This window comes from Ruegeria sp. CF4 (assembly GCF_056537345.1).
In genome coordinates, this window is sequence record NZ_JBQFRJ010000001.1 from 411,515 (window position 1) to 425,639 (window position 14,125).

General features: G+C 59.0%; 14 protein-coding genes. 12 read left to right on the forward strand and 2 right to left on the reverse strand.

Annotation, left to right across the window (positions count from 1 at the left end; genetic code table 11):
- The first annotated feature begins 31 nt into the window (after window positions 1-31).
- The 5 genes from ACR0NF_RS01995 to ACR0NF_RS02015 all read left to right on the forward strand — a co-directional run bounded on the left by ACR0NF_RS01995 (window position 32) and on the right by ACR0NF_RS02015 (window position 5,397).
- Complete coding sequence (locus ACR0NF_RS01995) at window positions 32-703, forward strand: hypothetical protein (protein ID WP_480469406.1); 672 nt, start codon at window positions 32-34, stop codon at window positions 701-703.
- Between the two features lie 43 nt (window positions 704-746).
- Window positions 747-2,069 carry a PQQ-like beta-propeller repeat protein gene (locus ACR0NF_RS02000; protein WP_480777687.1) on the forward strand — a complete coding sequence of 441 codons (1,323 nt, stop codon included), beginning with the start codon at window positions 747-749 and terminating at the stop codon, window positions 2,067-2,069.
- Window positions 2,070-2,118: 49 nt separating this feature from the next.
- Window positions 2,119-3,582 (forward strand): ribosome biogenesis GTPase Der, encoded by a 1,464-nt coding sequence (der, locus tag ACR0NF_RS02005; RefSeq protein ID WP_480469408.1) that lies wholly within the window; start codon window positions 2,119-2,121, stop codon window positions 3,580-3,582.
- 162 nt (window positions 3,583-3,744) lie between these two features.
- On the forward strand, window positions 3,745-4,731 hold the full coding sequence (locus ACR0NF_RS02010) for a fatty acid desaturase (RefSeq protein ID WP_480777688.1): 987 nt from the start codon (window positions 3,745-3,747) through the stop codon (window positions 4,729-4,731).
- A gap of 78 nt (window positions 4,732-4,809) precedes the next feature.
- Window positions 4,810-5,397, forward strand: a complete 588-nt coding sequence (locus ACR0NF_RS02015) for a helix-hairpin-helix domain-containing protein (protein WP_480777689.1) — start codon at window positions 4,810-4,812, stop codon at window positions 5,395-5,397.
- Between the two features lie 52 nt (window positions 5,398-5,449).
- On the opposite strand, the gene serS is transcribed toward ACR0NF_RS02015, so the two are convergent.
- Together serS and ACR0NF_RS02025 are read right to left on the reverse strand one after the other, a co-directional pair.
- Complete coding sequence (serS, locus tag ACR0NF_RS02020) at window positions 5,450-6,742, reverse strand: serine--tRNA ligase (protein ID WP_480777690.1); 1,293 nt, start codon at window positions 6,740-6,742, stop codon at window positions 5,450-5,452.
- A gap of 72 nt (window positions 6,743-6,814) precedes the next feature.
- Entirely contained in the window at window positions 6,815-8,476 is a 1,662-nt protein-coding gene (locus tag ACR0NF_RS02025) for a mechanosensitive ion channel family protein (protein WP_480777691.1), read from the reverse strand.
- Window positions 8,477-8,668: 192 nt separating this feature from the next.
- On the opposite strand from ACR0NF_RS02025, the gene yajC reads away from it, so the two are divergent.
- The 7 genes from yajC (at window position 8,669) to ccmB (ending at window position 14,121) form a co-directional block, all read left to right on the forward strand.
- A complete protein-coding gene (gene yajC / locus ACR0NF_RS02030; protein ID WP_480469413.1) occupies window positions 8,669-8,956 on the forward strand; it encodes a preprotein translocase subunit YajC in 288 nt (95 codons plus the stop codon).
- Window positions 8,957-8,989: 33 nt separating this feature from the next.
- A complete protein-coding gene (gene secD, locus ACR0NF_RS02035) occupies window positions 8,990-10,651 on the forward strand; it encodes a protein translocase subunit SecD (RefSeq protein ID WP_480469414.1) in 1,662 nt (553 codons plus the stop codon).
- Window position 10,652: 1 nt separating this feature from the next.
- On the forward strand, window positions 10,653-11,621 hold the full coding sequence (secF, locus tag ACR0NF_RS02040; protein ID WP_480469415.1) for a protein translocase subunit SecF: 969 nt from the start codon (window positions 10,653-10,655) through the stop codon (window positions 11,619-11,621).
- Window positions 11,614-12,360 (forward strand): sulfite exporter TauE/SafE family protein, encoded by a 747-nt coding sequence (locus ACR0NF_RS02045; protein ID WP_480777692.1) that lies wholly within the window; start codon window positions 11,614-11,616, stop codon window positions 12,358-12,360. Before secF ends, ACR0NF_RS02045 begins: the two co-directional genes overlap by 8 nt.
- Before the next feature lie 9 nt (window positions 12,361-12,369).
- Entirely contained in the window at window positions 12,370-12,723 is a 354-nt protein-coding gene (locus ACR0NF_RS02050) for an Mth938-like domain-containing protein (protein ID WP_480657306.1), read from the forward strand.
- Window positions 12,724-12,853: 130 nt separating this feature from the next.
- Window positions 12,854-13,468, forward strand: coding sequence for a heme ABC exporter ATP-binding protein CcmA (ccmA, locus tag ACR0NF_RS02055; protein ID WP_480777693.1), 615 nt, complete (start codon window positions 12,854-12,856; stop codon window positions 13,466-13,468).
- On the forward strand, window positions 13,465-14,121 hold the full coding sequence (gene ccmB, locus ACR0NF_RS02060; RefSeq protein ID WP_480469419.1) for a heme exporter protein CcmB: 657 nt from the start codon (window positions 13,465-13,467) through the stop codon (window positions 14,119-14,121). Before ccmA ends, ccmB begins: the two co-directional genes overlap by 4 nt.
- Window positions 14,122-14,125: the final 4 nt, after the last annotated feature.

The window sequence follows — 14,125 nt, forward strand, 5'->3', positions numbered from 1 at the left end:
GAAAACCGAACACCTAAGCCTGGGGGCAGGGATGAGCGATACCGACAGTTTCATTGATGAGGTCACTGAAGAGGTGCGCCGTGATCGCATGTTCCTGCTCTTGCGGCGCTGGGGTTGGGTCGGTGTTGTCGCTGTCATCGCCATTGTCGGCGGGGCTGCGTTCAACGAGTACCGCAAGGCGCGCGACGCGGGTCAGGCCGAGGCGTTGGGGGATGCGATTCTGACGGCTCTTGCTGAAAACGGCTCGGCCGAACGGGCGACCAGCCTGCAGGCGGTCGAGACGCAATCGGTGGGCGGAGATGCGGTGCTGAACATGCTGCTCTCGGCGGCTCAAATCGAGGCCGGGTCCGATCAGGATGCTGTAAACAGCCTGAACGCAATTGCGACACAGGGCGATCTGCCCGAGATTTATCGCGCAATCGCGAGCTTCAAGGCGTTGCTGCTACAGACGGAAACTCTGCCGGTTGCCGATCGTCGCCAGCAATTCGAAGCGCTGGCAACACCCGGTGCCCCTTTGCGTCTGCTTGCGGAAGAGCAGCTTGCTCTGATCGATGTGGCCGACGGCAATACGCAGGCGGCGCTGGACCGGCTGCAAGCGCTGCGGCAGGACGCCGAAGCCAGCATCGATCTGCAGCAGCGTGCAGCGCAGCTGATCGTGGCGTTGGGTGGTAAGCCCGAGCCCGTCGCGGCCCAACAGGGCTGACCCGGGCGGCGAAACAGGATTTCACAGACGAGTTCATAAGATCATGGTAGCACGTTACTTCTCACGCCTTGGATTGCCCGTCGCGGCGATTGCCCTGACAGCACTGAGCGCCTGTCAGGAACCCGAGACGATCCTGCCGGGCGAACGGGAAGATATCCGTCCTGCCCTTGACAATGAAACGGTTGAGACGCGCGGAGCCAAGCCCATTAGCCTTCCGGCCCAAAGCCGCAATGCAAGCTGGTCGCAAAGCCCGGGGACCCCGGCCTTCCGCACGACAAACGCCGCACTCAGCACGACGCCACAGCGGGTTTGGTCCGCCAATATTGGCAGCGGCGACAGTCGCAGACAGCGGATCACCGCTGATCCTGTTGTTGCAGGCGGTTTGATTTATACGCTCGATTCGGGCGCGAATGTCTCGGCTGTGACCCCACAAGGGCAAGTGGCCTGGACCACGAACCTTATCCCACCTTCCGAGAAAGATGGCGACGCCACGGGAGGCGGGCTCGCCCATGCTGACGGGGTTCTGTATGTCTCATCCGGCTTTGGCCGGCTGACCGCGCTGGACGCCAAGACCGGTGCTCAGAAATGGCAAAAGCGCTTGAACGCTACTGGTAGCGGCGCGCCGTTGGTCAGCGGCGGAATCCTCTATCTCGTCGCCGGGGATGAGACGGGTTGGGCCGTCAACACCAAGGATGGTCGGATTCTCTGGCAGATCGATGGCACCCCGAGCGTCGGCAATGTACTGGGCGCACCCGCGCCGGTCATCGCCTCGGAATTTTCTGTCTTTGCATTTGGGTCCGGTAACATTGCGGCAACCTTCCGCCGAGGGGGGATCCTGCGTTGGACCGCTTCAGTAGCGGGTGGTCGCCGTGGCCGAGCGGCTGCTCAGATCGTGGACGTCACCGCCGGGCCTATGGTGTCTGGCAATGCTATCCTGATCGGCAATCACTCGGGCCGTACCGTCTCGTTCGATGTCGATTCAGGTGAGCGGAACTGGACCGCGCTTGAGGGGGCGGTCGACACGGTCTGGCCAGCTGGAAACAGCGTCTTTTTGATTAGCGACCGCAGCCAATTGGTGCGGTTGAATGCTGCAGACGGTACGATTGTCTGGGCCATCGACCTGCCGGGCTTTGTCAAAGACCGGCCGGGACGCCGCGGACCGATCTTTGCCCATTACGGCCCGATCATGGCCGGGGGACGGCTGGTCTTAGCCTCGAATGACGGTTTCCTGCGCTTCTTCAATCCTGTCGACGGTGCGCTGCTGCATCAGGTCGAAGTCCCCGGCGGGGCGACGACGGCGCCTGTGGTGGCGGGTCAGACGCTCTATGTCGTGTCGACCAAGGGTGAATTGCACGCTTTCCGTTGACGACAAGATGCGTTAAAGGGCGCATCTTGAGTCTTGAAAGTTGAGTATCATGTCGCTGACCCTCGCCATCGTGGGGCGCCCGAATGTGGGTAAATCCACTCTGTTCAATCGCCTCGTGGGCAAACGTCTGGCTTTGGTCGACGACCAGCCCGGCGTGACGCGCGACCTGCGCGAGGGCGAAGGGCGGCTGGGTGACTTGCGCTTTACCGTCATCGATACGGCAGGTCTTGAGGACGCGACCGACGACAGCCTGCAAGGCCGGATGCGTCGCCTGACCGAACGCGCCGTGGACATGGCCGATGTCTGCCTGTTCATGATCGACGCGCGTGTGGGCCTGACGCCAACCGATGAGATGTTCGCCGAAATCCTGCGTAAACGGTCCAAACACGTGATCCTTGCGGCCAACAAAGCCGAAGGCAATGCAGCGGATGCGGGCGTGCTGGAGGCCTATAATCTTGGACTGGGTGAGCCTGTGCGCCTATCTGGTGAGCATGGCGAGGGGATGACGGACCTTTATGCGCAGTTGATGCCGCTGGCCGATGCCGCTGAGGAAGCGCAAGCCGAAGAGACGCCGGAAACCAATATCGAACTGGACGAAGACGGCGAGGGCGAAACGCCTTTGATCACCGCTGCCAAGCCGTTGCAGGTGGCTGTCGTAGGCCGTCCGAATGCCGGTAAATCCACGCTGATCAACAAGATCATCGGTGAAGACCGTCTGCTAACCGGTCCCGAGGCCGGGATCACCCGCGACGCGATCAGCCTGCGGATCGATTGGGGCGGGCCGGATGGGGACAGCACCCCGATGCGGATCTTTGATACCGCCGGGATGCGCAAGAAAGCCAAGGTGCAGGAGAAGCTTGAGAAGCTCTCGGTCTCGGACGGTCTGCGTGCGGTCAAGTTCGCCGAAGTTGTCGTGGTCTTGTTGGATGCGGCTATTCCGTTCGAACAGCAAGACCTGCGGATCGCCGACTTGGCCGAGCGTGAGGGGCGCGCCGTGGTTGTCGCCGTCAACAAGTGGGATGTCGAGGACAACAAGCAGGAAAAGCTGCGCGATCTCAAGGAATCCTTCGAACGCCTATTGCCACAATTGCGTGGTGCGCCGCTGATCACTGTTTCGGCCAAAACCGGACGCGGGCTGGAGCGTCTGCGCGCTGCCATTCTGCGCGCCCATGACGTCTGGAACCGCCGCGTGCCGACGGCTGCACTGAACCGCTGGCTGACGGCCATGCTGGAGCAGCATCCGCCGCCAGCACCGCAGGGCCGCCGGATCAAGCTGCGCTATATGACACAGGCCAAGACCCGCCCACCGGGGTTTGTCGTCATGTGCTCGCATCCTGACAAGATGCCCGAAAGCTACAACCGTTATCTGGTCAACGGTCTGCGCGAGGATTTCGACATGCCGGGCACGCCGATCCGGCTGACCTTGCGCGGCCAGGGGGACAAGAACCCCTATAAAGGGCGGCGTAAGAAAAACGCCGGTGCGCTGGCGAAGCATCTCAAGGGACGGGCGTAACTGCGCTAATTTTCAGCGTTTTCAGTGAGGGGGCGTGACAGCCCCTTTTTCGCGCGCTAGCATTCAGTAGCGTGCATTTGTTTTCGCGCGCAGCTTGTCTGCGGGTTTTCCGCACATAATTTGCAACAGGTAATAACCGGACCACCCTGGGGAGCGGGCGCGATGGATCTGAGGGAATATACTAGACAATACGCGGTACAGGATAATCGGCTTGCCGCGCTCAGCTATTTCGGAACATTTGCGGTCTATTTCGCATCGCTGACACTGGCGATCATCTATGTCGACAGCTGGTATATCATGATCCCGGCCGGGATCGTTTTTGCCTTTTCAGCCGTGCGTCTCTACGTGCTGCAGCATGATTGCGGGCATCACTCGCTGTTTGAAACGCGCGAGCAAAACGAATGGGCGGGTCACGGATTGTCACCGTTTACCTTTGCGCCGTTTGAAGTGATGAAACAGAACCACAATCTGCACCATGCCGGTATCGGTAATCTCGAACATCGAGAGACCGGTGAAATTCACACCATGACACTGCGCGAATGGAACGAGGCGGATTGGAAAAAGCGTCTGTTCTACAGGCTTTATCGCAGTCCCTTCATTCTGGTTCCTGTGGGCGCGCTGTTTACTTATTTCATCCGCTATCGCTGGCCCAAGAACACTGTCCGGTTCGGTGTTGTGGGGGTGCTGCTGCACAACCTTTCGATCGTCGTGTTTTTGGGGGTGCTCTATCTGATCGCTGGCACCACAGGGATACTGGTCTGGCTGGTATTCTCGCTGCTGGGCGGGATGCTAGGTGTGTTTCTGGTATATTTGCAGCATAACTTCGAGGATACCTATTGGGATCGCCGCCCCGATCTGGATCCGAAGATTGCGGCGCTTCAGGGATCGTCAGCGTTGGATTTCGGATGGTGGTTTGACAATGCGGTGGCTTGCATCACATTGCACGACATCCACCATTTCAACGCGCGTATCCCATCCTATAGGCTGCGTGCATGCCACTATAACTTGCCACCGGAGTTTACTCCGCGGCGGATCAAGTTCCCCGAAGCGGTGGCAGCGCTGAACCTCAAGCTATGGGATGAAGAGGCCAAGCGTCTCGTCCCGTTTCCAAAGCGGCCGCACGGGCAAAGGGTGACGCAGACCAGTTGATTGGCGGGTGCGCAGCTCTTGTCTGCGTGTTTAGGCTGGGTACATACATGTGTGAGGGAAGACAGGAAAGGATCCGCGATGACTGCAGTTACCGATGTGCATGGCGTGGGACAGGCGCTGGCACAGGCGCTGAATGCAAACGGCTATAAAACAGCCGAGGCCGTCGCGAAGGCCACACCTGAGGATCTGGTGAAAGTGCCGCGTATCGGTACAGCGCGAGCCGTAATCCTGATTGCTGCTGCGAAAGAGGCGATTGCCAAACCGACCCAAACCAAGGCACCCGTGCGTCGCGCGCCCAACCGGAAGCCTCCGGCGCGTCGGACGCCCGCTCGCAGCACCGCAGCAGCCAAAAAAGCCGAAACCGAACGCAAGGCCGAAGAGGCGCGTAAAGCGGCACAGGAGCGCGCTGCGGCAGAACGGGCGGCGGCGGAGGCCAAGGCAAAGAAGAAGGCGAAAGCCAAAGTCAAAGCCGAGAAAGCAGCCCGGAAGAAATCCGAGATGGAGGCTGTATTCTCCAAGGCCAAGGAAAAGGTCAAAAAGAAAGCCAAAAAGGACAAGAAGCCAAAAGGCGACGGTAAGAAGAAGGCTGACAAGAAAAAACCGAACAAGAAGAAGTCCGACAAGAAATCCGGTAAATCCAAGGATAAGAAAAAGGCGAAGAAATAGTTCCTTCTCCGGCTCGATTTATCTAACCGGCACCATTTGAGTGCCGGTTTTATTATGTCAGAGCGCCATCGGTCTGAAGGGTCAGTTTGCCACCTAGATAGGGGGCCAGAATCTCGGGCAGAGTGACCGTACCATCAGCGTTCTGTCCGTTCTCCAACACTGCGATCAGGCAGCGCCCGACTGCAAGGCCCGAACCGTTCAAGGTGTGCACGTACTCCGGCTTGCCGCCGCCCTCGGGACGGAAACGCGCATTCATGCGGCGCGCCTGAAAATCACCTGTGGTCGAAACGGAACTGATTTCGCGATAGGTGTTCTGCCCAGGCAGCCACGCCTCAATGTCGAAGGTGCGGCGCGCGCCAAAGCCCATATCGCCGGTGCACAGAACGACGGTGCGGTAGGGGATGCCGAGCTGTTCCAGCAAATCCTCGGCACAGCGCAACATGCGCTTCTGTTCCTCATCCGATTTCTCGGGATGGGTGACCGAAACCATCTCGACCTTCTCGAACTGGTGCTGGCGCAACATTCCCGCCGTATCCTTGCCGGCGCTGCCTGCCTCAGACCGGAAGCAGACTGTGTGGGCGGTCATGCGAATGGGTAGGGCGGCTTCGTCCAGTATGTCGCCCGATACCGAATAGGTGAGCGTCACCTCGGAGGTCGGGATCAACCACCAGCCATTGGTGGTCTGATAACTGTCCTCGCCGAATTTCGGCAGTTTGTCCGTGCCGTACATTGCTTCATCGCGAACCAGGACAGGCGTTTGTGTTTCGGTCAGTCCGTTCTTGTCGATATGCGTATCCAGCATGAACTGCGCCAGCGCGCGATGGACGCGGGCGACACCCTTCGACAGGTTCACGAAGCGGCTGCCGCTCGTTTTGGCCGCAGTCTCGAAATCCATCGCAGCGGCGACGGCGGGGATGTCGTAATGTTCCTTCGGGGCAAAATCGAACTCTCGCGGAGTGCCCCAACGGTTGACCTCGACATTATCGTCTTCGTCTTCGCCCGATGGCACATCTTCGGCAGGCAAGTTGGCGATGCGGGCCAGTTGATCGGTCAGCAACGCATCCAGATCCTTGGCCTCGGTCTGCATCCGGGCAATTTCAGCCTTCTTCTCGGCAACCAGCGCGCGCAGACGCTCAAATTCAGCCTCATCGCCGCGCGCTTTCGCAGCGCCGACTTCCTTGCTGGCCTTATTCTGTTCGGCTTGAGCGGTCTCGGCGGCCAGAATCTTGGCCCGTCGACTTTCGTCCAGCCTCAACAGATCTGACGACACCGGCGCGTCCCCACGGCGCGCAAGGGCGGCGTCGAAGGCGGCTGGGTTTTCGCGAATGGCGCGGATGTCGTGCATGGTTCAGATCCTTAAATGCGTGAATCACTGAAACCGCTTATGCACCATCTGAAAGGCAGGGTGTAGCGCCGGTTACGACTTATCCGGGTCGTCGTGGGTTTCCTGTGCCAGATGGCCATCCCATTTTTCGGCCGGAATTTTTGGCTCGGGCGGATCAGCCATGTAGGACGGCGTCATGATCTGCACATTGTTCTCGTTGAATACAGCCACGATGTTGCGATGCAGATCCGAGCGGATTTTCGGAATGATGCTACCGCGTGTGGTATATCCGTTGATCTGATAATTGATCGCGTAATCCGCCAAAGCTGTCCATAAAACAAAGGGTTCAGGCTTGGCTTTGATGCCCTTAGTACGATGTGCGGCTTCGATCAGCATCGCCTCGACCTTTTCGGGCGGCTCTTCATATCCAATCCCGACAGTGGTGTGCAGCAACAGCCCGTTGCCATCGGTTTTCTTTGAGAAATTTACTACGTCCGAATTCATCAACTGGGCATTCGGGATCGAGATCAACTCATTCTTGATGGACTTCAGATGTGTCTCCATCAGCTTGATTTGCACGACGTCACCGATATGGTCTCCGATCTGGATGCGGTCTCCGATCGAGGTGGATCGGCGATAGATCACAAAGAGCCCCGCCAGCATGTTTGACACGACCGAGTTTGCCCCCAGCGACAGCATCGCGCCCACCAGAATGGTCAGGCCCTGAAATGCCGCAGAATCCGACCCCGGGATGTAGGGCACCGCAAATACCAGTGCGATCAGGATCACGACCACCCGTGCGATGTTGAACGTGGGGTTTATCCAGTGCTTCTCGAAATCGCCCATATCGAACGATCCTGCCTCGACCGCGTCGAAGAACACGCGCATACCCCGGATAATATACAGCGTTATCCAGGTGATAAGCGCCAGCATGATCAGGTTCGGAATATAGCTGAGTACGCCTTTGAAGATCAGCAGGACTGGTTCGGTCAGATAGGTCAGCAGTAGCTGCGCGAAATATCGTGTTTCCGCAAAGGCCAGCAGAACGAAAGAGAGGTAATAGTAGAAGCCGAGGAAAAAGATCACCAGCAGTAGGAAATTCAAGCCATACCGGATCAGCGCCGCTATGGCTTCGGCCTGTACGCTTTTGGCGGTCGCGGTTTCGACGTCTCTGAGGTACCGCTTGACCAGTTTCAGTGTGCGCCGGCGAATCCTTCGGTTGAGCCACAGGATCACCACAGCGAACACAGCAAACCCGACCGTCCAGCCCGCTGCTTCGATGGCCCCTGAGACCCGCGCTTGTTCGGTTCGGTTCGCGCGATAAGTGACGATGGCCTCTTTGATGGCCTCTCCGTGGAGCAGGCTGAGCACATCAAGCTCCATCTGATCCAGTTCCGCATCTGCAACCGTTACGATCGAAACGATCACGTCATCGGCCAGTATGCGCGTGCCCAACTCGGTTTCTTCGAAACGTATCTCGACGGTCGGGTTGTCCGAGGCTTCAGCGACCGCGATTATGCTGTTCTGCACCCGTTCTGCGCGTTCGCTGGCAGGCAACGCGCTGGAGCCGCGCAGGAAGAACAAGGTGTCGCCATCGACAATAACGGGTGCCTTGAATACGTCGGACTCTTCTTCTGTAGCAGGCGCATCGGCAGGCGCATCCTGTGACCACGCGGGCAGCACCGGCAGGCACAGGAAGAACACTGCCGCAAGCAGGCAGACCGCCGTTGTAAGGGCTTGGAAGAATTGAGTCATTGTGCCTCCCTCCCTGCAACTATATCCAACCAGAGCGGTCTGCCTAGAACATATCTGCAACGTTGCATTTCAAACCTGCGGGGCAGATCGTGGAATTGGCATCGCCTTTGCTTGCAAACCCTCGGTTCAAAGCATAGGTTCCCGCCAACTTTGCAGAGAGCCCTCTGCATCATCAAAACAAAGGAATATCCCATGGAAGGTGGCGCAATCGCCCAGTTTCTCCCGCTGATCCTGATCTTTGCGATCATGTATTTCCTGCTGATCCGTCCACAGCAGAAAAAGATGAAGGAACATCAGGCCATGGTCGAGGCCGTGCGCCGGGGCGATCAGATCGTCACCCAGGGTGGATTGATCGGTAAAGTGTCGAAGGTCAAGGAAGGCGAGAACGAGATCGAGGTTGAACTGGCCGAGAACGTCAAGGTTCGTGTCGTCAAATCGACCATCGCTCAGGTTCTGAATAAGACTGAGCCAGCGAAGTAAGTTCGCACGACAATTCCTTGAAAAGGCAGGGTAATGCTGCAAATTGATACCTGGAAGCGGGTTCTGATCTGGGCGGTCTGCGTGATCGGTCTGATCCTGGCCCTGCCGAATGCGTTCTACACGCGCGTCGAGCAATCCAACGACGCTAAAGCCGCGATCGAGCTTGGCATTGATACGCCCGAGATGCAGGCCGAAGCGGGGCAATGGCCCGATTGGTTGCCATCGTCTCTGGTCAATCTCGGTCTCGATCTGCGTGGCGGCGCGCATCTGTTAGCCGAAGTGAAGGTCGGCGATGTCTACGAATCCCGGATGGAGGCGATGTGGCCGGAAATCCGCGATGCACTGCGGGACGAGCGCGGTACCATCGGAACGGTCCGCCGTCAGGACTCGGCCCCTGACCAGATTCGCGTGCGCATCAGCCAGCCCGAAGGCATTTCCCGCGCTCTGGAGGTCGTGCGCGGCTTGGCGCGTCAGGTTCAGACCCTGACCGGGGTAGGGGCCACGGATATCGAAGCCTTTGCTGACGGCGATACCATCGTCGTGCAGCTGTCAGAGGCCGAAAAACTGGCCTCGGATGACCGTACCGTGCGTCAGTCGCTGGAAATCATCCGTCGCCGGATCGACGAGGTCGGCACGCGTGAACCGACGATCCAGCGCCAGGGTGCGGATCGTATCCTGATCCAGGTGCCGGGTATCGGCAGCGCCGGTGAGTTAAAAGAGATCATCGGGACAACCGCCCAGTTGACCTTCAACCCGGTTGTTGGTCGTGGCTCTGACCCCGACGCGATTCCGGGTGTTGGCGAAGAGATCGTGCCTTCGCTTGATGAAGAGGGTTTGTACTACACGCTAGAGTCGGCCCCGGTCGTAACTGGCGAGGAACTGGTCGACGCTCAGCCCTCGTTCGATCAGAACGGTCGCCCAGCAGTGAGCTTCCGCTTCAACACTTCCGGAGCACGCAAGTTCGGCGACTATACTCTGGATAATATTGGCGCCCCCTTTGCCATCGTGCTGGATGATGAGGTCATCTCGGCCCCTGTGATCCAAAGCCACATCCCGGGCGGATCCGGAATCATCACCGGCAATTTCACCGTCGAGGAAAGTACCAATCTCGCCGTTCTGCTGCGTGCAGGCGCTTTGCCCGCTGGTCTGGAATTCCTCGAAGAACGCACCATCGGTCCGGAATTGGGTCAGGACAGCATCGACGCGGGTAAAGTTGCCACCATGGTCGCCTTTGCCGCCGTTCTGGTTTTCATGGCGCTCAGCTATGGCCTGTTCGGTATCTTTGCCAATATCGCGCTGATCCTGAACGTGGGCTTGCTGTTCGGGCTGTTGTCTCTGATCGGCGCAACGCTAACGCTGCCGGGTATCGCTGGCATCGTTCTGACCGTCGGTATGGCGGTGGACGCCAACGTGCTGATCTTCGAGCGTATCCGCGAAGAACTTAAATCGGCCAAAGGCCCGGCGCGTGCGATTGAACTGGGCTACGAAAAAGCGCTGTCCGCCATTCTGGACGCCAACGTGACCACGTTCATCACTGCGACGATCCTGTTTGCCATGGGCAGCGGCCCCGTGCGCGGCTTTGCGATCACTCTGGGACTGGGGATTCTGACCTCGGTCTTCACCGCGATCTTCGTGACACGCCTGATGGTCGTCATGTGGTTCGAACGCCGCCGTCCGAAAACGATCGAGGTTTGACATGAGACTGAAACTTGTACCCCAAGGCACCTCGTTCGATTTCTTCAGCCGCTGGAAGATTTGGTTGGGCATTTCTGCTCTGATGATGGTCGTGGCCTTCGCCTCGTTCATGCTGCAGGGCCTGAACTTCGGCATCGACTTCCGGGGTGGCACCACGATCCGGACCGAAAGCACGCAACAGATTGACGTTGGAGCCTATCGAGACGCCATCGCGCCGCTGGAGCTGGGTGATATCACCATTACCGAGATCTTTGATCCCACCTTTGGACCCGATCAGAACGTCGCCATGATCCGTATCCAGGCGCAGGATGATGCCGAGGCCGTCGCCGCCAGCACCATCACCGCCGTGGAAGCGGCGCTGCAATCCGTGGTTCCCGATATCGAGTTCGTTTCGGTCGAATCCGTCGGCCCCAAAGTGTCAGGTGAGTTGATCCAAACCGCCGTGATCGCTGTGGTGCTCGCCATCGGGGCCGTGCTTGTCTACATCTGGCTACGGTTCGAATGGCAGTTCGCGCTGGGTGCGGTGGCAGCACTGGTTCATGACGTGATCCTGACCATCGGCATCTTCTCGGAACTGCAAATCCGTTTCGATCTGGCCATAATCGCGGCGCTGCTGACCATTGTCGGTTATTCGCTGAACGACACCGTGGTTGTCTTCGACCGGGTGCGCGAGAACCTGCGTAAGTACAAGAAGAAAGACCTCAAAGAGGTGCTGAACATCTCGATCAACGAAACCCTCAGTCGGACAGTGATGACCTCGGTCACCACGCTGCTGGCGCTAATCTCGCTCTATGTGCTGGGCGGAGACGTCATCCGCGGCTTTGTCTTCGCGATGATCTGGGGTGTGATCATAGGCACCTATTCGTCGGTCTTCGTGGCCTCGACCATTCTGTTGTGGCTGGGGGTCAAACGCGACTGGTCGAAACCGTCGAATACGGCGGGTAACCAGTTCGCCAATATCGATGCCTGAGTATTTCGGCCAGACTCCGACCAGTCTGGCCGTTATCATTTCAGCCGCCCTGATCGGAGGCATCGTCCGCGGCTTCTCGGGCTTCGGAACGGCGTTGATATTCCTGCCCATGGCCAGCCCGTATCTTGGCCCCTTCGGCGCGATCATCGCACTGACCATCATGGATATCTTTGGCCCGCTGCCGAATCTGCGTCGCGCCTGGAACGCAGTCGACAGGTCTGATCTTATGCGCCTTATTCTGGGATGTGCGGTGGTCCTCCCAATTGGCCTTTGGCTGCTCGCCCGCTCTGAGCCCGAGCTGTTTAGATACCTCGTCAGCCTGATCTCACTGTCGATGTTGGCCGCACTTGCCTTCGGCCTGCGCTATCACGGCAGAGTAGGGCGGGGAATGGTAACAGCAATCGGGGGTACTGCGGGTTTTCTTGGGGGGATCGCGGGGATACCGGGCCCGGCGGTCATCCTGTTCTACATGTCGCGCCCACTCCCCGTTGCCGTCATCCGCGCCACGATCCTGCTGTTCCTGTTTGCCTTCGATTTCCTGATCCTCGGCTACCTCACGGGAATGGGGCGCGTTACGTTTGCAACCGTCGGTATGGGGCTGATGCTTGCCATTCCCAACATCGCGGGGAACTGGCTGGGTGGCTGGATGTTCCGGCCCGAGCGCGAAAGGCTCTACCGCATAACCGCTTATCTGGTGATTGCGTCAGCTGCCTTGTCCGGTCTGCCGCTTTGGGGTTAAAACCCCGCCATGCGCCTGAATGAGATCACCTATACCAACGCCCAGCCGATCGACGGCTACGGCCCCGGCTTTTTCCGCATTGGCGGGCAAGTGCATGAAGGCCTCGTGCTTACCGGCCCCACAGGAACCACAGCCTGGGGCGGTTATGCTGATGAAAACGCACTTCTGGCTTTGTCGGATCAGATCGATGTTCTTTTCATCGGAACCGGCATGGACCTGACCCACATCCCCGCCAAGCTGCGTTCAACGCTTGAAGAAGCTGGCATTGGTGTCGAAATCATGAACTCCCCCGCTGCCTGCCGTACCTACAACGTGCTGCTTTCTGAAGGCCGCCGCGTCGCGCTGGCGCTGATCCCCGTCTGAGGATCCGTTCTTCATCTGGCCGAAAATATCTCGGGGAGCGCGAGGGGCTGGCCCTTGCTTCAAACACTCCCATCCGTTCTGCGGCATTTCCGACCTTTTTCCCGCACGCACAATCCGTTAATCGGACGTCATGACTTTGATAGTAACCGATCTGGCCATCACGCGCGGAGGCGTCCCCGTTCTGGAAGGGCTCAGCTTTTCGCTCTCTGCCGGAAAGGCTTTGATCCTGCGTGGCCCCAACGGGATCGGCAAGACAACCCTGCTGCGCACACTTGCTGGCCTGCAGCCACCGCTGGCAGGCCATATCGAAAGCGCCGAGGATCAGATCGCCTATGCCTCACACTCTGATGGTCTGAAACCAACACTGACGGTGACCGAAAACCTCAGCTTCTGGGCGTCGGTCTTCGGAGTGCAGGGCATCCAGAATGCGCTTGATGCGTTTGCGCTGAACGAACTCGCGGATCGGCACGCGGGTAACCTGTCTGCGGGGCAGAAACGGCGGCTCGGATTGGCCCGGATGCTGGTCACCGGTCGTCCGATCTGGATGCTGGACGAGCCCACTGTGTCGCTGGACAAAAACGCCGTACAGATGTTTGCCGACGCCGTGCGCGCACATCTGGGGCAGGGCGGCTCTGCCCTGATTGCCACTCATATCGACCTCGGTCTGGATGGAGAGGTTCTGGATGTCGGCCCCAACAAGGCCAAACCCAAACCCATCGATGATTTCGACGGAGGTTTCCTGTGATCGCCCTGTTGCTGCGCGACCTGAAATTGGCCTTCCGCGCGGGTGGAGGGTTTGGTCTGGGTCTGGCTTTCTTCCTGATCGTGACCGTGCTGGTGCCTTTCTCGGTCGGCCCGCAATCTTCGCTGTTGTCCACCATTGCACCTGGGGTCCTTTGGCTGGGCGCATTGCTTGCCTGCCTTTTGTCCCTCGACCGCCTGTTGGCCCTGGATTGGGAGGACGGCTCGCTCGATCTGCTGGCCACCGCGCCACTGCCACTGGAATCGGTGGTTACCATCAAAGCTTTGGCCCATTGGCTGACGACCGGCCTGCCTTTGGTTCTGGCCGCGCCGTTTCTGGGTGTGTTGCTGAACCTGCCGGTGCCCGGCTTCTTCTGGCTGGTTATCTCTCTGCTGATCGGCACCCCAGCCATGAGTGTCATCGGCACCTTCGGCGCAGCCCTGACCGTCGGCCTGAAACGCGGAGGTTTGCTGATGTCGTTGCTGGTCCTGCCGCTTTATGTCCCGACCCTGATCTTCGGAGCCGAGGTCGCCCGCCGTGGGGCCACGGGGATGGAGACGCAAACCCCGCTGCTTATGCTGGCCGGTATCACGGCCGCCACGGTTGCGCTGCTGCCCTTTGCCAGCGCCGCCGTCCTGCGTATCAATCTCAGGTAACAGG